General features: G+C 61.4%; 12 protein-coding genes. 6 read left to right on the forward strand and 6 right to left on the reverse strand.

All coding sequences use genetic code 11. The annotated features are described in order from the left end of the window. The first annotated feature begins 62 nt into the window (after positions 1 to 62). The 5 genes from ACQY1L_RS16730 to fdhD all read left to right on the forward strand — a co-directional run bounded on the left by ACQY1L_RS16730 (position 63) and on the right by fdhD (position 5947). Positions 63 to 1208 (forward strand): iron-containing alcohol dehydrogenase, encoded by a 1146-nt coding sequence (locus ACQY1L_RS16730; protein WP_430241877.1) that lies wholly within the window; start codon positions 63 to 65, stop codon positions 1206 to 1208. A gap of 16 nt (positions 1209 to 1224) precedes the next feature. Further along, positions 1225 to 2724 carry an aldehyde dehydrogenase family protein gene (locus ACQY1L_RS16735; RefSeq protein WP_430241879.1) on the forward strand — a complete coding sequence of 500 codons (1500 nt, stop codon included), beginning with the start codon at positions 1225 to 1227 and terminating at the stop codon, positions 2722 to 2724. A gap of 170 nt (positions 2725 to 2894) precedes the next feature. Next, entirely contained in the window at positions 2895 to 4019 is a 1125-nt protein-coding gene (locus tag ACQY1L_RS16740) for a mandelate racemase/muconate lactonizing enzyme family protein (protein ID WP_430241881.1), read from the forward strand. A 195-nt stretch (positions 4020 to 4214) separates the two neighbouring features. Continuing rightward, positions 4215 to 5099, forward strand: coding sequence for a LysR family transcriptional regulator (locus tag ACQY1L_RS16745; RefSeq protein WP_062462554.1), 885 nt, complete (start codon positions 4215 to 4217; stop codon positions 5097 to 5099). Beyond that, a complete protein-coding gene (gene fdhD / locus ACQY1L_RS16750; protein WP_092659348.1) occupies positions 5099 to 5947 on the forward strand; it encodes a formate dehydrogenase accessory sulfurtransferase FdhD in 849 nt (282 codons plus the stop codon). The genes ACQY1L_RS16745 and fdhD overlap by 1 nt, the downstream gene beginning before the upstream one ends. 29 nt (positions 5948 to 5976) lie before the next feature. Here the strand turns inward: fdhD and ACQY1L_RS16755 are convergent, their stop codons facing one another. The 5 genes from ACQY1L_RS16755 to ACQY1L_RS16775 all read right to left on the reverse strand — a co-directional run bounded on the left by ACQY1L_RS16755 (position 5977) and on the right by ACQY1L_RS16775 (position 15603). Next, entirely contained in the window at positions 5977 to 7734 is a 1758-nt protein-coding gene (locus tag ACQY1L_RS16755; protein WP_062581725.1) for a methyl-accepting chemotaxis protein, read from the reverse strand. 213 nt (positions 7735 to 7947) lie between these two features. Further along, positions 7948 to 8427, reverse strand: coding sequence for a chemotaxis protein CheW (locus ACQY1L_RS16760; protein ID WP_062462566.1), 480 nt, complete (start codon positions 8425 to 8427; stop codon positions 7948 to 7950). Positions 8428 to 8722: 295 nt separating this feature from the next. After that, on the reverse strand, positions 8723 to 13213 hold the full coding sequence (locus tag ACQY1L_RS16765; RefSeq protein WP_430261904.1) for a translocation/assembly module TamB domain-containing protein: 4491 nt from the start codon (positions 13211 to 13213) through the stop codon (positions 8723 to 8725). A 17-nt stretch (positions 13214 to 13230) separates the two neighbouring features. Beyond that, positions 13231 to 15156, reverse strand: a complete 1926-nt coding sequence (locus ACQY1L_RS16770) for an autotransporter assembly complex protein TamA (protein WP_430241887.1) — start codon at positions 15154 to 15156, stop codon at positions 13231 to 13233. 183 nt (positions 15157 to 15339) lie between these two features. After that, on the reverse strand, positions 15340 to 15603 hold the full coding sequence (locus ACQY1L_RS16775; protein WP_062462576.1) for a glycine zipper domain-containing protein: 264 nt from the start codon (positions 15601 to 15603) through the stop codon (positions 15340 to 15342). Between the two features lie 466 nt (positions 15604 to 16069). Between ACQY1L_RS16775 and hemA the strand changes: the two genes are divergently transcribed. Next, on the forward strand, positions 16070 to 17284 hold the full coding sequence (gene hemA / locus ACQY1L_RS16780; RefSeq protein WP_062581729.1) for a 5-aminolevulinate synthase: 1215 nt from the start codon (positions 16070 to 16072) through the stop codon (positions 17282 to 17284). A 129-nt stretch (positions 17285 to 17413) separates the two neighbouring features. Here the strand turns inward: hemA and dxr are convergent, their stop codons facing one another. Then, positions 17414 to 18598: a 1-deoxy-D-xylulose-5-phosphate reductoisomerase gene (dxr, locus tag ACQY1L_RS16785; RefSeq protein WP_430241889.1), complete on the reverse strand. Its 1185-nt coding sequence runs from the start codon at positions 18596 to 18598 to the stop codon at positions 17414 to 17416. Between the last annotated feature and the right edge of the window lie 61 nt (positions 18599 to 18659).

Genomic DNA, 18659 nt, shown 5'->3' on the forward strand with positions numbered 1-18659 from the left:
TTTGAAGATGTGAAATTGTGTTGCACACTCACGGCTAGCGATCCTGTCAGGGTGTTTCCGTCATGCAGTTTCAGACGTCATCAGTTCCAGATATCCGCTTCGGCTCCGGCCTGTTCGGCGATCTCGCATCCGCGGCCAAGGGCTTCGAGAACGTCGCGATCGCAACCGTGGTCATGGATGGGTTTCTGGCATCGAGCGGTCTCGCCGCAGCGCTTGCGGCCGAGCTTGCCGCCGCGGGCATCGATGCGCGGTTCTATTCGAATTTTTCGGGCGAACCCAAACTCGCGCATCTTCGCGCCGCAAGTGAACTCGCCCGCGGTTCCGATCTCGTCATCGGTATTGGCGGCGGGTCGGCGCTGGATATCGCCAAGATCGCTGCCTGCTGCGCCGCGTCCGACGAGGATCCGATGCATTATGCACTGGCGGCCAATCCGCTTCCGCGTAACCCCTTGAAGAAGATCATGGTGCCGACGACGGCGGGCACCGGATCGGAAACGTCTGCGACCAATATCTTCGCTGGGCCGGAAGGCAAGAAGCTGTGGATCTGGGGAGCGGAGACCAAGGCGGATCTCGTGATCCTCGACCCGGAGCTCACCATTTCGCTTCCGCCGCACCTCACGGCATGGTGCGGCCTCGATGCCTTTATTCACGCGTTCGAGGCGGCGACCAACCGCAACTCGCATGCCGGCGCGAAACTCTATGCCCATGAGGCCATGCGGCTGGTGGCAGGTTCGCTGGAGACAGCCGCCAAGGCTCCAGGCGATCTCGATGCCCGCGGGAAGGTTCTACTCGGCTCCTGCTATGCCGGTATCGCGATCGACAATTGCGGCACGGCTATCGCCCACAATATCAGTCATGCGCTGGCCGGGCTTGCGCCGGTTCATCACGGGCTTACCACAGCGCTCGGCTTCGAGGCGACGCTTTCTTGGCTGTGCGATGCCGACACGCGGGATCTGAACGACGCGTCCCGTGTGCTGGGTCTTGCCGATGCGCAGGCGCTGCCCGGGTTCGTTTCCGACCTCATGGATCGCTGCGGAGTGCAGCGCTCGCTGCCGAAGGCGTTCGAGGCCTTTTCGGGTGCAGACCTTGCCGCCGAAATGCGGGCGCCGGAAAACCAGCCGATGCGGCGCTCGACCGTTCGCGAAGTTTCGGACGCCGATATCGATGCCATCGCGAACACGATCATGGCGCTGCCGAAGACGCTTTAGGAACAGGGACACTCCGATGACCACGACCTATACCCGCGACTATTGGGAAAGCGCGCTTTCCACGCTCAAGCTCGAAGGCCGTCTTTTCATAGAAGGCGACTACCGCCCGGCGCAGTCAGGCGAGACCTTCACCCGTCCACGCCCGATGGACGGCAAGCCGGGTGTGGCACTCGCGCGCGGGGTCGGCGTAGATATCGACGCCGCCGTCGCGTCTGCCCGCGCAGCCTTCGAAAGCGGTGTGTGGCGCAAGAAGGAGCCGCTCGAGAAAAAGAAGATCATGCTCCGATGGGCCGAACTCATTCGTGCCCATGCGGAAGAGCTGGCGATGCTGGAAACGCTCGATGTCGGCAAGCCGGTTCTGGCCTCGCTCAATGTCGATGTCCGCCTCTGCGCCGATGGCATCCAGTATTACGGCGAAATGATCGACAAGCAGTATGACGAGGTCGCACCGACCGGGCCAAATGCCCGGGCCCTGGTGCGAAAAGTGCCGCTTGGCGTGATCGGTGTCATCACGCCCTGGAACTACCCGATGATCATTGATGCCTGGAAGCTCGGTCCCGCAATCGCGGCCGGCAATAGCGTCGTCCTCAAACCGGCCGAACAATCGTCTCTCTCGGCGCTCCGGCTTGCGGCACTGGCGGTGGAGGCCGGTCTTCCCCCCGGCGTGTTCAACGTCGTCACCGGCTACGGCGAAGAGGCGGGTAAGCCGCTGGCGCTGCATATGGATGTGGACATGATCGCGTTCACCGGTTCGACCGAAGTCGGCAAGCTGATCATGGGGTATGCAGCCCAATCCAACGTCAAGCGAGTGGCACTGGAGCTCGGCGGCAAGTCGCCCATCGTCGTGTTCGAGGATGCGGACCTTGATACCGCCGCCTCGGCTGCCGCCTGGGGATGCTTCTACAATGCCGGCGAAACCTGCCATGCCTCGACCCGGCTTCTGGTGCAGCGCTCGGTTCAGGAGAAGCTCATCGCAAAGATCGAGGCGGTGACCGCAAGCGATATCGCGCTTGCCCATCCGTTCGAACCGTCCTCCCAGATTGGTGCCCTGATCGACGAATCGCATATGGAGAAGGTGCTCGGCATGATCGCGGCCGGCGAGACGGAGGGTGCAAAACGCGTCTTCGGGGCCGAGCGGGTGCTTTCCGAGACGGGTGGCTTCTACATCTCGCCGGGCGTGTTCGTCGACATGACCAACGACATGAGCCTGGCGCGGCAGGAAATCTTCGGCCCGGTGCTTGCCGTCATCCCGTTCGATACGGAGGAGGAGGCGCTGCGGCTCGCCAACGATACGATCTATGGCCTGGCCGGCGCGGTCTTCACCAAAGACATGGACCGCGCTCACCGCGTTTCGGAAGCGATCCATGCGGGCACCGTGTGGATCAACACCTACGACATGGCGAATTTCTCGACGCCCTTTGGCGGGTTCAAACAATCCGGGTTCGGACGTGACCGGTCGGTGCATGCGATCGACAAATACTGCGACTACAAAACCATCTGGCAGCAGTTTGGGTAGGAAGGCCCTCTCTGGCCTGCCGGCCATCTCCCCCACAAGGGGGAGAAGACTCGTGGCGGTCTCTCGTCTGGAATTGATCTCCGGCGTTGCGGCGGGTTAAAGCCCTCCCCCTCGTGGGGAGGGTGGGGAGGGGTCTTCGTCAGTCCGGCAACATCAGCGGAGGAAAGAACATGAGCCGTATCGCATCGATCGAGATCACCCATCATCGCCTGCCGCTCGATCCGCCGTTCAAGGCGAGCTGGGATGGCAGGCCGCGGCGGCATTTCGACGCCACCATCGTGCGCGTCAAGGACGACGAGGGCCGGGAGGGGATCGGGTCGGGCGACCTGATGAAGGGTTTCGAGGGTCACGAGGACCTGTTCATCGGCCAGGACCCACGTCATCTGGAGCGGCACTACGAGGTGCTCTCACATATCAACTTTCACTATGGCCGCTGCTGGCCGCTGGATCTGGCGCTTTGGGATCTGTCGGGCAAGATCAATGGAGAGCCCGTCTGGCGCATGCTCGGAGGGCGGTCGGACAAGGTGCGCCTCTACGCATCCTCGGGCGTGCTGCGCGATCCACAGGCGATGGCGGATCAGGCGGAGCGTTACGTCGAGGAAGGCTTCCCGGCCATGAAGGTGCGCTTCTCGTCCTCTGCCGGCGGACGGTCGAGCTGGCGGGATGACATCAAGGCGCTGGGGGCGATCCGTGCCCGCGTCGGCGATCGCATGGAGCTGATGGTCGACTGCAATCAGGGCTGGCGCATGCCCTGGGATACGACACTGCCATGGACGTTCAAGGATGCACTTGCGGTTGCGAAGGAACTGGAAAGGCTCGATATCTACTGGATGGAAGAACCGCTGTTCCGGTCCGATCGCAAGGGCATGCGGGCGCTGAAGGAAGCGACATCGGTCAGGATCGCCGGCGGCGAGATGACCCGCGAGCTCTCGGAATTCCGCGATATCATCGAGGAGCGCGCGTTCGATGTGATCCAGCCGGATGTGGCGCTGGTCGGCGGCATTACCGGTTGCCGGCGCCTCGTCTATCAGGCGCGCGAGGCGGGCGTGACGTTCACGCCGCACAGCTGGACCAATGGCATCGGCGTGCTTGCGAACGCCCATCTGACCGCTGGCGTGGGGGATGCGCCTTTCCTCGAATACCCATATGACAATCCGGAATGGAGCGAGGCGCGGCGGGATTATCCGATGGCTTCGCCTCTGAAGCACAGTCACGGCTGGCTGGAACTGGGCGATGCGCCGGGTCTCGGCATCGTGCTGGAAGAGGATCGTCTCGCGTCAACCCGGATTGCCTGATCCCGGGCCGTCTGCACCCTGAGTTCGCAGAGCCTGCGGTCTACCAGCGTCGACCAACGAAGAGGTGATTGACGACGCCGAAATCTCCTGCGCATTCGATTTCTTTTGCCGCTATAAGTTGCCGGCAGAGTGATTTGATGGGATGTGGCGCCGGAAGTTCCGGCAATTCAGAGCCATATCGTGTGGGAGCGGGCTTTGATCGACAAGCTGGAATTCTTCATTGCGCTGGCACGGGAAGGCCATTTCGGTCGCGCGGCCGAGGAATGCGGCATTGCCCAACCTTCCCTGTCGGCGGCGATCCGGCACCTCGAAGACAGTCTCGGCGTCCAGCTCGTGGTGCGCGGTTCGCGCTATCAGGGCCTGACGCCAGAGGGACAGCGCGTGCTGGAATGGGCAAAACGCATTGTAGGCGACGCCCGCACGATGCGCGAGGAAATGCGCGCCGCCCGCAAGGGGCTAGCAGGCCACATCCGTCTTGCCGTCATCCCGACGGCGCTTGCCATGGTGCCGAGCCTGACGGGGCCTTTCCAGACCCGGTATCCGGATGTGACGTTCTCGGTCGTGTCCCGCACATCGCTGCAGATCCTGACGCAGCTCGACAATTTCGAGATCGATGCGGGCATTACCTATCTCGACAACGAGCCGCTCGGTCGTGTCGTCAGCATTCCGCTCTATTCAGAAAGCTACAATCTCGTCACGGCCGACGGCACGCCGCTTTCCGACCGTAAACAGGTGACCTGGACCGAGATGGCCGGGTTGCAGCTCTGCCTTTTGACGCCGGATATGCAGAACCGCCGGATTATAAGCCAGCACCTCGCGGAAGCCGGCGTGACGGCGAGGCCGATGCTTGAATCCAATTCGATGGTGACGCTGCTGGCGCATGTCGGTACCGGCCGCTGGGCCAGCATCATGCCGCAGAACGTGGCCGAGTCCTTCGGCTTCTCGCAGAATATACGCACCATTCCGATCGTGGAGCCGCATGTCAGCCATACGGTTGGTCTTGTCGCTCCACATCGCGAACCCAATACGCCACTGGTTTCAGCGCTGCTCCACGAGGCGCGCCTGCTCGGAAAGTCCTGATGTCCACGTTGAATGATGAACACAAGGGCGGCATCGCGCCGACCGTTTCGCTGGCTGAAACGTCCTATCGCGATGGGCTCGTCAAGGAAACGAGCCGGTTCGTACCCGAAGAGGTGCCGATCGCCTTTTCCTACGGTGGCTCAACCCAGGCGGTGATGATGGGCACGCCTGCCGATCTCGAGGACTTCGCGGCCGGTTTCACGCTGACGGAAGGCATCATTGCTTCCATCGCCGAGATTGAAGGGATCGAGGTGCTCCAGGAGGGCGACGGTCTCGATGTTCAGGTCACGCTTGCCGAAGACAAGGAAGATGCTCTGCGCGCCAGACGACGCCATATGGCAGGACCCGTCGGCTGCGGTCTTTGCGGCATCGAATCGATCGAGCAGGCCATGCGTCCGGTGCCTGATGTCTCCGGTGTCGACATGCTTCTGTCAGCCGCCGACATTGCGCGTGCCAGCAACGCGCTCAACTCCGCCCAGCCGTTGCATGCCCAGACTCGCGCGGTTCACGGAGCCGGTTTCTATGTCCTCGGCGAGGGACTGGTTGCGGTGCGCGAGGATGTCGGCCGGCACAATGCGCTCGACAAGCTTGCGGGCGCCGTGATGCGCGCAGGCCGCACGGGCGCCGAAGGCGTCGTCGTCGTTACCAGCCGCATCTCGGTAGAAATGGTGCAGAAGGCCGCCATTCTCGGTGCCCCAGTCTTGATCGCCATATCGGCGCCGACCGCACTGGCCATCCGCACGGCGGACGCCGCAGGCATGACCCTTGTCGCACTCTCACGCGGCGAGGATTTCGAGATCTTCACGCATCCGCACCGGATCCGTTTCGAGCCAGCCGAGGTTGCCTGAACGCCGCCCCGGCTGCTCTTGAGGGTGTCTCAGAAATCTTCCCAGCCACCGGCGGTTTTCAGATTGCCTTGGACCATGCGCAGCGGCGCCACGTTGGCTGCTGCCGGCGTATAGTTCGATTCCGGCCTGCGGACCTGTGAGGTGACGGAGCCGATATCGAATTGGCTGAGCAGAGCCTTCAGGCTATCGGCCTCGTTGGCCAGTGAATAGCTGGCAGCGGTGGTTTCTTCCACCATCGCGGCGTTCTTCTGGGTCGCCTGGTCCATGTGATTGACCGCGCTGCTGATCTCTCGCAGGCTGGTTGCCTGTTCGCGGGATGCCTCGACGATCGCGCCGACATTTTCATGGATGCTTGCCACCTGCACGAGGATTTCCTGCAGTGATCGGCCGGTACGCCCGACCAGTTCGACACCGCTGGAGACCTGATGCGCCGAGGTGTTGATCAGAGTCTTGATTTCCTTGGCGGCCTTGGCCGAACGCTGAGCGAGTTCGCGCACTTCCTGAGCAACCACGGCAAATCCCTTGCCCGCTTCACCAGCGCGCGCCGCCTCGACACCGGCGTTCAGGGCCAGGAGGTTGGTCTGGAAGGCGATGTCGTCGATTACACCGATAATGTTGTTGATCTCGTTCGACGAGGCGGCGATCTCGTCCATCGCCGAAATGGCACTGCGGACGACAAGGCCGGATTGTTCGGCATTTTCCTTGGTGGCCCTGACCTGCTTGCCGGCCTCGTCGGCGCGGCTGCTGGAATCGGTGACGGTGCGCGTCACTTCCTCAAGGGCTGCTGCGGCCTGCTCAAGCGCGGCTGCCGCCTGCTCGGTGCGCTTTGCGAGCTCTCCAGATGCGTCACGGACTTCGGTTGAAGCCGCGGCAATACCGGCTGCATTCTGCGCCACGGTACGCATCGCATCGGTCAGCTTGGCGGCGACCTCGTTGAAGTCGCTTCGGGTGGTTTCCATGCTCGGCACGAAGGGCGTATCGAGTGACTGGTCAAGCTTGCCGTCCGCGAGATTGCGCAGGCCTTTGCTCAGCATGCCGATTGCGTTCATGCGCGGCGTCACGTCGGTTGCAAACTTCACGACCTTCGTGACCTTGCCGTTGAGATCGCGGATCGGGTTATAGGCGGCCTGGATCCAGATCTCGCGGCCACCCCTTCCGTAGCGGACAAACTCGTCGGCGATGAACTCGCCTTCCGACAGCTTCTTCCAGAATTCCGCATAGGCAGGTGACGCCGCATAGCCGGGCTCGCAGAACATCCGGTGGTGGCGTCCCTTGATCTCGGCCAGATCGTAGCCGACAGCGTTGCAGAGGTTTTCGTTGGCGTCGAGGATTTCGCCCTGTGGTGTGAATTCGATGACGGCCTGCGACCGGCTGATTGCCGAAAGCTTGCTCGCGTCGTCGGCTGCCTTCAGCTTCGTGGCCGTGATGTCGGTCGCGAACTTGATGACCTTGTATGGTTTGCCGTTGCGCATGACCGGGTTGTAGGAGGCCTGGATCCAGATTTCCCCGCCTGATTTGGTGATCCGCTTGTACTCCCGCGCCTCGAACTTGCCGGCAGCGAGGTCTTTCCAGAAAGAGCGGTATTCGTCGGACGCAACGAAAGCGGGCTCGCAGAACATGCGGTGATGCTTGCCTTTTATTTCTGCGAGCGTGTACCCCAGCGCCTGGCAGAAATTCTCGTTGGCATCCAGGATGGTGCCGGTCAGATCAAATTCAATAACGGCCTGCGAACGCGATATGGCGTCGAAGATCCGCGCCACATCCCCGGCTTTACCCAATCCCAGCATGATGATCCCCTTGCCGCGCCGCGTCGGACACTTGGCTGCGTACTTTTGACGCCTTTTCCCAACAGCGGGATGGTCGTCGCCCCGGGATAATATTAGAAAGCATAAATATTAAAAAGTGATGGATGAAAACGGATTGTGAGCAAGTATTACGAAGCAAACGACAAAGGCCGCATGACTTAGTCATGCGGCCTTTGTTCAAATCGCGGGGATGGTTTAGGCAGCGAGTTCTTCTACTTCGGTGCCCTTGAACATCTTTGACAGGTTGAGGAAGCAGATCATGCCGTTTTCGTTGGCGATGATGCCTTCAGAGAATGACTTGTCGAACGAAGCGGAGACTTCCGGAACCGGCTGAACCGTGTTTGCGGGAATGGTCAGGATGTCGGACACGCGATCGACCAGCATGCCGATGACCATGTTATGCACCTCGGCGACGACGATCGCGCTCCGCTCGTTGGCGACAGTGCTCTTCATGCCCAGCTTGAAGGCCAGATCGATGATCGGGATGACGGATCCGCGCAGGTTCATGACGCCGATGACGTCGGCCGGTGCATGCGGGAGCGGTGTCGACGGGGCCCAACCGCGGATTTCGCGGATGGTGGTGGTCTTCACGCAGAACTCCTGATCGTGAAGGCGGAAGGCGATGATCTCAAGCGTATCGCCACTGTAAGTCTTCGAGTTGATCGTCGCGGACATCAAAGTTCTTCCCGGTTCGTGCAGGCCTTTCCGGCGACAGCGGCAGGTCCGGTTCAAGGCTTTCAGCTGGCGCTGCTAACCTTTCCGCAACGGTGCTGCAAACCGTATGGCAAGTTTCAATTCGCTAACTGTATGCGAAGAGTATTTCGCAATTCTAAACTTGCTCACCAGTTCGCTAATGTTCTGGCATGTCTCCGCAGGCAGGGCAGCTCTTGCTGCGCCCGGTTGCCGGCCACGTTCAGGGCAGTCGGATGTTTCCCGTCTGGTGGGCTGTGGGTGGCTCTACGTCACCTGGTCAGTATTCTTTTTCGTAGAATACGCCTGCGGTGCCGCCTTCGCTGCCGGCGCCGGCCTTCAGCTTGACGCCACGCCCGACATCCAGATTGATGGTGGCCTGAGCGCCGTTCTGGCCGCCCTGCTCGACCTGGAAGTAGGTGCGCTTGTTGATGTAGCGCCCCACCGATACCGTCGTCTGGCCCGTATCGTCTGTGCTGATGTCGAGGTCATCGACGCCGAGGTTGCTGCGCAGCTTTTCGAGCAGCGACGTCGAGCCCCCGCCGGCAAGCTGGGTCACGGCATCGGCCAGCTGTGCAATCTGCAGCGGCGACAGACGCGACATCGACTGGTTGAAGATCAGTCGTGCCAGAACCTCGTCCTGCGGCAGGGCAGGGGCGGAGGAGAAGGAAATCGTCGGATCGTTGGCAACGCCGGTAATGTTCACCGTGATCGTCGTCTGGCCGGAGCTCGTGTTTGCTTCCATGTCGAGGATCGGTACCAGACCGCCGCCGAAGGTGATCTTGCCTTCGGTAAAGTCCAGCCGCTTTGACAGGATGACAATACGGCCTCTACGCATGTCAAAGCCACCGGAAATGACAGGGGTGACTGCGTCGCCCCTGATCGTCAGGTCGCCGCCGAGCTCGGCGTCGATACCGCGGCCTCGCACGAAGATACCGTTTGGTGCCAGGATCTGCAGGTCGAGTGCGATCGGCTCGCTGGCACCCTTTGCGCTTTTCGGCCGGATTTCCTCCATCTGGCGCACAACGTCGCGTGGGGCGTTGCGGTGGCGGATATCGATCGATGACAGTGATGACGGAAGCCGGGCCGGCACGGTGATCGCAGCCTTGGTCAGCGACACCTTGCCCTTCAGCGCCGGGCCCGACAGCAGCGGGCCGTTGATCGTGAGGTCTCCGTCAGCGGTGACCGCAAACAGGTTTCCGTCCGCATAGCTCGCCTTGTTGAGGACGATGCGCAGATCGGCCGGAAAGCCCTCGGTCGTCTCTACGGAGCCTGTCACGGCGACGGTGCCGCCGCTTGCAAGCGTTCCGCCCAGCCGCTCGATCGTGGCGCGGGTGCCGTCGAGCCGAACGTTGAGAGCGAGATTGTTGATGGCGAGATTGCGCCTGGCATCGACGAACTTCGCCCCTGAGGAGGTGACGCTGCCCGAGAGAAGCGGTGCCTTGGCCGTTCCGCGAATGCCGAGATCGACATTGCCGGTGCCTGTCAGCACGAAGCCCTGGGCGGCAAGTTGGCCCGCGAGTATGGAAAACGGAAAGCGCCCATCGAATTTAAGGTTCAGCGCCTTATCGCCTTCGAGCGAGACAGCGCCGCCACCGGTGAGCGAAATACCGCCGCCGCCGGTGAGACCGAGGTCAACGGTTACGCGCTTACCCTCATAGGTACCCTTGGCAGTCACATCCACCGAAGCAACGCCTGCGGATGTCGACTGGCTGACGGAGGCGTTCGCCCAACGCAGATCGTAACGAACGGCCGGCGCCTGGGGACTTCCGGTTGCCACCACGGTCCCGGAGATCGCGCCTTTTGCGCCGAGGCCCGGTACGAAGGCATTTGCGAGACTGGCCGGGACAGATCTGGCCCTGGCATTGATGTCGAGCGCCGGCGCGCCGTCGGCGTTGAGGATCACGCGTCCGTCGGCGGTCAGTTCCAGACCATCGGATCCCGTGAGACGGGTGCGGTCTAGTGTGACTGTACGGTCGGCGAAGCTTCCGGCAGCCTGGAGTCGAAAGGGTGCGATGCCAGCGTCGCGCATCTGGCGAAGCTGTGCATCACTCCATTCCAAATCATATTTGATCGCCGGGGCAGAGGTCGTGCCCGTTGCATTGATCGTGCCGGAAATGACGCCGGCTGCATTGATCGAAGGTACGAACGTGTTGATCAGGCTGGCCGGCAGGGACGTGATCTTGGCGGAAAGATCAAGCGCCGTGCCGGCGGTCCCGTTCAGAGACAGACGGCCGTTGCCGGTGGCAATGGTAAAGTCGGTAAACCGCGCGTTGCCGTTCTCGACAACGATCCGGGTTGGGGCAGCGAGGCGCACGGGGATCTTGCGTGGCGTCGCATTGAAGCTGTTGATCTCGACAGCAAGCCCGTCCGCGGTCTGGATCGCGCCGGCACCCTCGAGTGGCGCATTGTCGTAGGTCGCGGACAGCTTGAAGTCCGTCGTCGTACCACCGTGGGTGATACCCAACTGCATGTTATCGATGACGTTGGTGCCGCTGCCGATGCGCGCCGCACTGATCGAACCGGCAGCCGCAATCGCCTTCAGGTCCGGGATCGTCAGGTCGACCTTGGGTTGGGCGATCTCGATAGCACCTCGCTTCAGCAAGGAACCTTCGGCCTTCACGACAGCGCTCGCCTTGCCGTCGACATTGGCAAAGGTCGCCGAACCGCGAAGGTCGCCTTGCGCCTGCTGGGCTGCGAGTGCGGCAAGAAGTGCCACATCGGGGAAGTTGAATGTGACTTCCCCGGTGGGAAGGAATTCCGGCGAGAAGGTCAGTGCGCCGTTCAGGCGGTTCGGGCCGATTTCGGCGACGATATTGGGGGCAGACGTCTGGCCGTTCGCCGACTGCACATCGGCATTGATGCGGATCGGCTGGCTGTCCAGAGTGCCCTTGGCGACGATCGTGCCCTGCGGCGCCTGTGGATTGGCGGTGCCATTGATCGTGAAGCTCAGATCTTCGAGCTTGCGGCCGACGAGCCTTGCCTCGGCGGAGTTGACGACGGCCTTGACGGCCAGTGCCGTGGTGGGGCCGCTGGTGGTGATGTCAAAGCCTGCGGCGCCTTCGGCATCCGGCAGCCAGCGCTTGATGTCCGGAAGGCGTCCGGCAAGGTGGCTGACCAGCGTGCCGTTTTCATAGAGCACGTTGCCGCGAGCTTCGAGTGCGTTCGATTTAAGCGTGACGTTTTCCAGGCTGATGCGGTTTGCCGAGGAGGCGTCGACATAGCCTTCGGCGGCAATTGCGCCTTCAAACTTCGGTGCCAGCGACGGCGGCAGGACCGAGGCATTGGTCGAAATGCGGAAATTGCCAGTGACTGTCTGCTTCGACGTATCGAATGCGCCGCTGACCGTGCCGCTGATGCCGGCGCTTTCGAGCGTCGCTGCATCCAGGCCGATGGCCGGTGGTGCCAGCCGAAGTGGTGCGTCGAGCGTCAGCGGCCCGCGGATCACACGGTTGAGGTCGGGATTGACGAAGCTCATCTGACCAATCGTGAGGCGGCTGCGGATGCTGCCGGCCCGCTGGATCAGGTCGAGATCCTCGCTTTCAGCCTGTAGCCTCACCTGGCCGAACCGGCCTTGCGGAAGCTCTGCCGAATTCAGCGCTGCCGTCGCATTGAAACGGGCAGAGGCTGCGGCACCGGTCAGGGTGAAATTGATCGTATCAATGGAGAAGCGGCTCTCCTGGCCGTTGATCGGCCACGCGATCGAGACCGGGCCCTTGGTGCCGGAAACGCCGGCCGTCAGGCTGTTGTCGCCGTTCGGGTCCCATGCGCCCTTGGCGGTAATCTTCACGGCGCCGGAGGTGAGGTCGCCGCGCTGGATGTCGACGCGACCCGAAGGCGCGTAGATGGCGGCGACATTGATGTCCGTTGTACCTTCGACCAGCGACCGGAAGGCTGGCGGCATCAGCGTTGCAAGCTGGCCGCCACCGATGATTTCCACGCGGTGGGCGCCGTTGTCGACCAGGACATGTTTGCCGTCCACGGAGATGACAGGTGCGCCATCGACATTGCCGACGAGACGGCCGGCCCAGTTCGAGAGAGGTCCTTCGCCATCCAGCCCCAATGCGACGGCAGGAGCGCCGGGAAGGCGCAACAGGCGGGCGAGCAGTCCGCCCTGCGGTTCGGAGACCGAGGCCTTCAGCTGCAGGCGGTTTTCCGACGGTGCGTAGACGATATCTGCGGATGCCTTCGCATCCATCTCGTCCTTGCGGGTTGCTTCTAGCTTGAGCGAGATGTTGGGGCCGGTCGCATCGATCGAGCCCTTCACCGACAGCGCAAAATCGCGTCCGGAGAGGGCCTGCGACAGGTTGATATCCGGCAGATCTATCTGCGCGACCCGAATGCCGACCGGCAGCGGCGAGCCGGACGACTTTGTCGTGCTCTGCGTCGTTATGGTCGCATCCGGCTGCGGCGGACGAATGAAGTTCACGGTCGATGCGGAAACCCGGTCTGCGCGGAAGACGCCGGAGACCAGTGCCGATGGCGACCAGTCGACCTCGATGCCGCCGATTTCGGCATAGGCACCGTCCTTGTCCGACAGCGTCAGGCTGTCGATGCGCAGATCACCCGACAGCAGACCTTCCGGTCGAGAGAAACTGACCTTGCGGTCCGGGGTGGACACCAGCGCCGAGATCCGCTCTGCCGCAATGTTTCCGCCGAACGGCGTCAATGCAACGAACAGGACGACGCCGAGCGCCATGACGAAAAGGACCCCGACCGCGGCAATCGCGGCCTTGAAGACCCATCTCAGCAGGCAAACGAAAAGCGTCATGCTGGCAACTTTACCTTTCAGAATGCCTGGCCAATGCCGGCATAAATTCCATACTGGCTACCGTCGTCATAGCGTCGCAACGGAAGCGCGACGTCCAGCCTGATCGGCCCGAAAGGAGTGGCGTAACGCAACCCGATCCCCGCTCCAGCTCTTATATCAGAAAAATCAGGCACGATTTCGGTCGAAACCGTACCGACGTCGAGAAACGGTACGATGCCGATGCTATCTGACACTTTTACGCGCATTTCAAAAGAGGCCACAGTGTAGGATCGTCCGCCCAGCGCTTCGTCATCGCCGTTATAAGGCGAAATTTCGCGATAGGAATAGCCGCGCACCGATCCGCCGCCGCCGGCATAAAAGCGCCTGGTGGCTGGGATGTCCTGCAGCTCGTCGGCGCCGACCAGCGTCCCCGCACTCAGCTTGCCTGCAAACACGACCCGATCCTCTGCACCCAAACCGAGATACCCGGAAATCGAGCCCTCGAAAGACGAGAAAATGCTTTGATTGAAGAACTCATAACTAGGCTTGGCGGAAAGCGTTGCGCGGTAACCTTCGGTTGGGTCCAGTTTGTTGTCACGCGCGTCGCGTTCGAAGCCGACAGGCACGCTGAACGTCAGGTACTCATTCTTTCCGAAGGCATCGTCGGCGAGAATATACGCGACTTCACCGCCGGCGGTGAGCTTGTCGGTGTCGTTGAGTTCGTAGGAAAAGCCGGCCGAATAGGCGATCGACTGCGCGTCGTAGATATCGTCTGGATTTTCGCTCTTGGCTTCCAGGCGCGATTCGAACGTTGCCTCAGGCACGGGAAAGCCCGGCTTGGTAAAGACGATACCGGCGGAATAGTCGAATGTGGTGACGTCGGTCGTTGCGCCGATGCCGGAGACCTTGCCTTCCACGCGCAGCGATTCGGCTTGGCCAAACAGATTGCGATGCCCCCAGTAACCCGAGAGACCCGCTCCATCGAGCGAAGAGTATTCGGCACCAAGGCCGAAATACCGCTGCTTGCCGTCCGAAACCTCGATCATCAGCGGCAGCGATCCATCCGGTGCAAGAGCATCGGATTCCTGAATCGTGACGCTCGAAAACACGCCGAGCTCGCGCAGCCGGTCATTGGCCTTTTTCAGCTGCACCGGTGAATAGCGGCCGCCCTTGTCGAGGCGGGAATAGCGTTTGATGAAGGCTGGGTCGACCGTGCGCGAGCCTTTGACCGTGACCATGCCAAACGGTGCGATCGGGCCCGAGATGGCGCCAAGCACGACATCGACCGTGTTGGTGCGATGGTCGGCGGTTACCTGCCGTTCGGTCAGCTTGGCAAGCGGTCGACCTTCTGCCTTGACGTCGACCAGCAGCTTTTCGCCGGCCTTCAGAATCACGCGCGAACCAGCTTCGCCGCCAGGCTCCAGATCGTAGTCCGCGGGGTTGCGACCGGCCGCATCCTTGTCGAACCGTACCGAGCCAAGTTTGAAAACCGGACCGGGTTCGATCTGAACCGTCACGGGAACGGGTGATGAGTGGTCGAAGGTGGGGTTGGGTGGCAGCGCGTCGATATCCGTTCCGGCAACAGAGATACGGACGACCCCACCATACCGGGCTTCTTCGTAGAGAACAGCAACCAGGCGGTCCCGGTCTTCGCGGGCCTTGATGACGATGCCAAGATCACCGGATACAGGCTCGTCCTTGTCGGCGATCAGCGATGCCGCGGTTTCCAGGCGATCCTTGAGTTTCTTGTCCGCATCACCGGCTTCCAGAGTCGCGTCGTAGCGGACCGGGTCGATCACCTCGACCTTGTCCTCGTCGTCGCCAAACAGTGTAATGCCGAAAAGCTTGAAAGCGTAGGCGCTCTCGATGAGCGCAGGCGAACAAAGAAGGGCGGCCGCAATCGCTGCGACGGAACCGGTCCTCCGGTAATTCATCTTCTTCCGCCCGCTGCTTACGTTCTGCATACGCTAACTTATTGCCGACTTATCACCGCCCCGGCCATCATGACCAGCTCCTGGTCTTGTGTAGCCGCAAATTGTTTAACGGGGTACCCCCGTCTCGTCGATAAGTATGTCTTCATAAATGAAAAAGCCCTGGAGCATGCTCCAGGGCCACAGTCTTGCGGAGCTCGTCGAGCGCCGCTCCGATTAGTAACGGCGCGGGCAATCGTCGATGTAGCGACGGCCGTAGCGATCGCGATAATAGCACTGGCCCGGCTGTTCCGACACGTTGCCGATGACCGCACCGGAAACGCCGCCGATGGCTGCGCCAACGGCTGCGCCGCGGACGTTACCGGTGACTGCGCCGCCAATGATGGCGCCGGATGCAGCGCCGATACCGGCACCCTTTTCAGTCGCGGTGCAGCTCGCGAGAGATGCGCCGAGCACGAGAAGCATCAAAGCCTTTTTCATGAATTCCTCCTGAGTAGTTCCTGCCGGTTGATTGTGTCCGGCGAAACCCTTGCAGGTGCGCACGCCGGGCTTTTGTGCATCCGATGAACAATAGGCCGGCTCTTCAAATAGTCCATATAAGCAAGACACATTCTGATCTCATTCTTCGATGGCTGTGGCAAAAATCCGCTTTCAGTCAGGTTTCGCCGGTATGAAATGGGGATTGATCGGCTGGCCGACTTGGGGAATGATGAGAAGGTGGGGGAAGTCGCATCACGCCAGATCGAGCCGATTGTTCGGAAAGTCTTTCGTCTTTTCGGGGTCGCCTGACTCGTAACGATTTTGGCAGATTTCAATGGTAGTTTCGCTTCATTGGAATTGTTCCAAAAAATCGGACTTTTCGCCGCAGGTCGGGGCAAATTGACCTATTCGGGCTTGACGCATGGCGAAACCGGACCCAAAACCGGGGTAGGTTCTGGAGTGTGACATGGATTTCGAGGCATTTTTCAAAAGCGAACTGGACGGACTTCATTCGGAAGGCCGCTACCGCGTGTTCGCCGATCTCGAGCGGCATCGCGGAAGTTTTCCGCGCGCGACGCGTCATACGCCCGAGGGACCGAGAGAGGTTACCGTCTGGTGTTCCAACGATTATCTCGGCATGGGCCAGAACCCGGCCGTGATCGAGGCCATGCACGAGGCCATTGATCACTGTGGCGCGGGTGCGGGAGGCACCCGGAATATTTCTGGCACCACCCACTACCATGTTCTTCTGGAGCAGGAGCTCGCTGACCTTCACGGCAAGGAATCCTCGCTCGTGTTCACGTCCGGATATATCTCCAACTGGGCGACGCTGGGTACGCTTGGCCAGAAGATCCCCGGTCTGATCATTTTTTCCGACGCGTTGAACCATGCCTCGATGATCGAGGGCATCCGCTATGCCAAATGCGACCGGGTGATCTGGAAGCATAACGATCTGAACGATCTGGAAGCAAAGCTTGCGGCAGCCGATCCGAAGGCGCCCAAGATGATCGCGTTCGAGAGCGTCTACTCGATGGACGGCGATATCTCGCCGATCAAGGAGATCTGCGATCTTGCCGACAAATACGGTGCGATGACCTATCTCGACGAAGTTCATGCGGTCGGGATGTACGGCCCGCGCGGCGGCGGCATTGCCGAACGCGAAGGCCTCATGGACCGTCTGACGATCATCGAAGGTACGCTTGGCAAGGCTTTCGGCGTCATGGGCGGCTATATCGCGGCATCAACGGCGCTGTGCGACTTCATTCGTTCGTTCGCATCCGGTTTCATCTTCACCACGGCTTTGCCACCGACACTTGCGGCCGGCGCGATCGCTTCGATCCGCCACCTCAAGGCAAGTCCGTTCGAGCGCGTGCGTCACCAGGACCGCGTCAAGAAGCTGCGGATGATGCTTGATCAGCAGGGCATCCCCCATATGCACAACCCAAGCCATATCGTGCCTGTCATGGTCGGCGATGCGGCCAAGTGCAAGTGGATCTCCGACATCCTGCTCGACACCTGCGACGTCTATGTCCAGCCGATCAACTATCCGACGGTTGCGAAAAAGACCGAGCGCCTGCGCATCACACCGACGCCGCTGCATACGGATGCGGATCTGGAACATCTGGTCAGCTCGCTGCATCAGCTGTGGTCGCGCTGCGCATTGGCACGCCAGGTCGCCTGACACGACGTCTGCCTCATCCCCGTGCGTGTCACGGGGATGCCGGGCGCTCCAAGTCGCCCCGTCTTCCCATCACCCAATGAACTTGTCTTATCACGCGGCCGTCCTGCCGTAGCCGATGGCTTTCGGCGCTTAGGCGGCCAGTTCCCGTTTGTCGATGATTTCGTCGGCACGGCGGCGTGCTTCAGCGTCTGCTGCAAACACGGCATCCATCGTTGTTGCCGCGTGGCCCATCATCGCGTCCATCACGTCTTCGACGACATCCGCCATGGTGAGAAAGCCGATCCTGCCGGCGCAGAAGGCATGAAACGCCATCTCTTCCGCGGCATTCATGATCGCGCCCTGCGCGCCGCCGCGCTCCAGCGCAGTGCGGGCAAGCCTGAGTGCCGGAAACCGAACCTCGTCCGGCGCCTCGAAATCGAGCCTTGCCAGCTTGGCGAAATCGAGCCGGTCCACATTCAGCTTCGGCCGCTCGGGATAGGTCAGCGCATAGCCGATGGCGGTGCGCATATCCGGACTGCCGAGCTGCGCAATGACGGATCCATCCTGGTAACCCACCATGGAATGAATGATGGATTGCGGATGCACGATCACCTCGATCTGGTCCGGCCTGATATTGAACAGGTGCTTCGCCTCGATGATTTCAAGCGCCTTGTTGAACATCGAGGCGCTGCCGATCGAGATCTTCAGTCCCATGGACCAGTTGGGATGGGCGCGGGCAACCTCTGCCGTGACGCCGGCCATCTCCTCGCGGCTCCATGTCCGGAACGGTCCGCCGGACGCGGTCAGAACGATGCGTTCCACCGCATGGTGCTGGTCGTCTTCCAGCGACTGGAAGATCGCGCTGTGCTCACTGTCGACCGGGATCAGTCGACCGCCGCCCTCGGCCACCGCCCGAACGAAGAGTTCGCCGGCGGAAACCAGGCACTCCTTGTTGGCAAGGGCGATGTCTGCTCCGCGCTCCGCAGCAGCAAGCGTCGGCGCAAGGCCGGCAGTCCCGACGATTGCCGCCATCACCAGGTCGGATGGTCGTGCACCCGCTTCGATCAGCGCCGCGCGTCCTGCCGCGACCTCGATCCCGGTGCCTGACAGTGCTGATTTCAGCGCGTCGTAATGGGCATCATCGGCGGTTACGGCCAGCGCTGCACCGCAGGCTATCGCCTGCTCGGCCAGCAATGTGACATTGGCGTTGCCGGTAATTGCCACGACATCGAATGCGTCGCGCCCGCCAAGCTGGCTCACGACATCGAGCGTGTTGACGCCGATCGAGCCGGTGGAACCAAGAATGCTGATGCGACGCTTGCCGGTTTCGGCCATGGTATGTCCTGTCTTTACGGTGACCGCTGGTCTAAAAGAGAAAGCGGCGGCTCACAAGTGT

The organism is Neorhizobium sp. DAR64862/K0K3 (assembly GCF_050500185.1).
GTDB classification, from domain to species: Bacteria; Pseudomonadota; Alphaproteobacteria; order Rhizobiales; family Rhizobiaceae; genus Neorhizobium; species Neorhizobium soli.

Bases quoted from the DNA above. Each gene is read 5' to 3' on its own strand.
- ACQY1L_RS16730 (WP_430241877.1), top strand. From the start codon at position 63: ATGCAGTTTCAGACGTCATCAGTTCCAGATATCCGCTTCGGCTCCGGC.
- dxr (WP_430241889.1), bottom strand. From the start codon at position 18,598: ATGGCCGAAACCGGCAAGCGTCGCATCAGCATTCTTGGTTCCACCGGC.
- ACQY1L_RS16735 (WP_430241879.1), top strand. From the start codon at position 1,225: ATGACCACGACCTATACCCGCGACTATTGGGAAAGCGCGCTTTCCACG.
- ACQY1L_RS16775 (WP_062462576.1), bottom strand. From the start codon at position 15,603: ATGAAAAAGGCTTTGATGCTTCTCGTGCTCGGCGCATCTCTCGCGAGC.
- ACQY1L_RS16760 (WP_062462566.1), bottom strand. From the start codon at position 8,427: ATGTCCGCGACGATCAACTCGAAGACTTACAGTGGCGATACGCTTGAG.
- ACQY1L_RS16770 (WP_430241887.1), bottom strand. From the start codon at position 15,156: ATGCAGAACGTAAGCAGCGGGCGGAAGAAGATGAATTACCGGAGGACC.
- ACQY1L_RS16740 (WP_430241881.1), top strand. From the start codon at position 2,895: ATGAGCCGTATCGCATCGATCGAGATCACCCATCATCGCCTGCCGCTC.
- fdhD (WP_092659348.1), top strand. From the start codon at position 5,099: ATGTCCACGTTGAATGATGAACACAAGGGCGGCATCGCGCCGACCGTT.
- ACQY1L_RS16755 (WP_062581725.1), bottom strand. From the start codon at position 7,734: ATGCTGGGATTGGGTAAAGCCGGGGATGTGGCGCGGATCTTCGACGCC.
- ACQY1L_RS16765 (WP_430261904.1), bottom strand. From the start codon at position 13,213: ATGACGCTTTTCGTTTGCCTGCTGAGATGGGTCTTCAAGGCCGCGATT.
- hemA (WP_062581729.1), top strand. From the start codon at position 16,070: ATGGATTTCGAGGCATTTTTCAAAAGCGAACTGGACGGACTTCATTCG.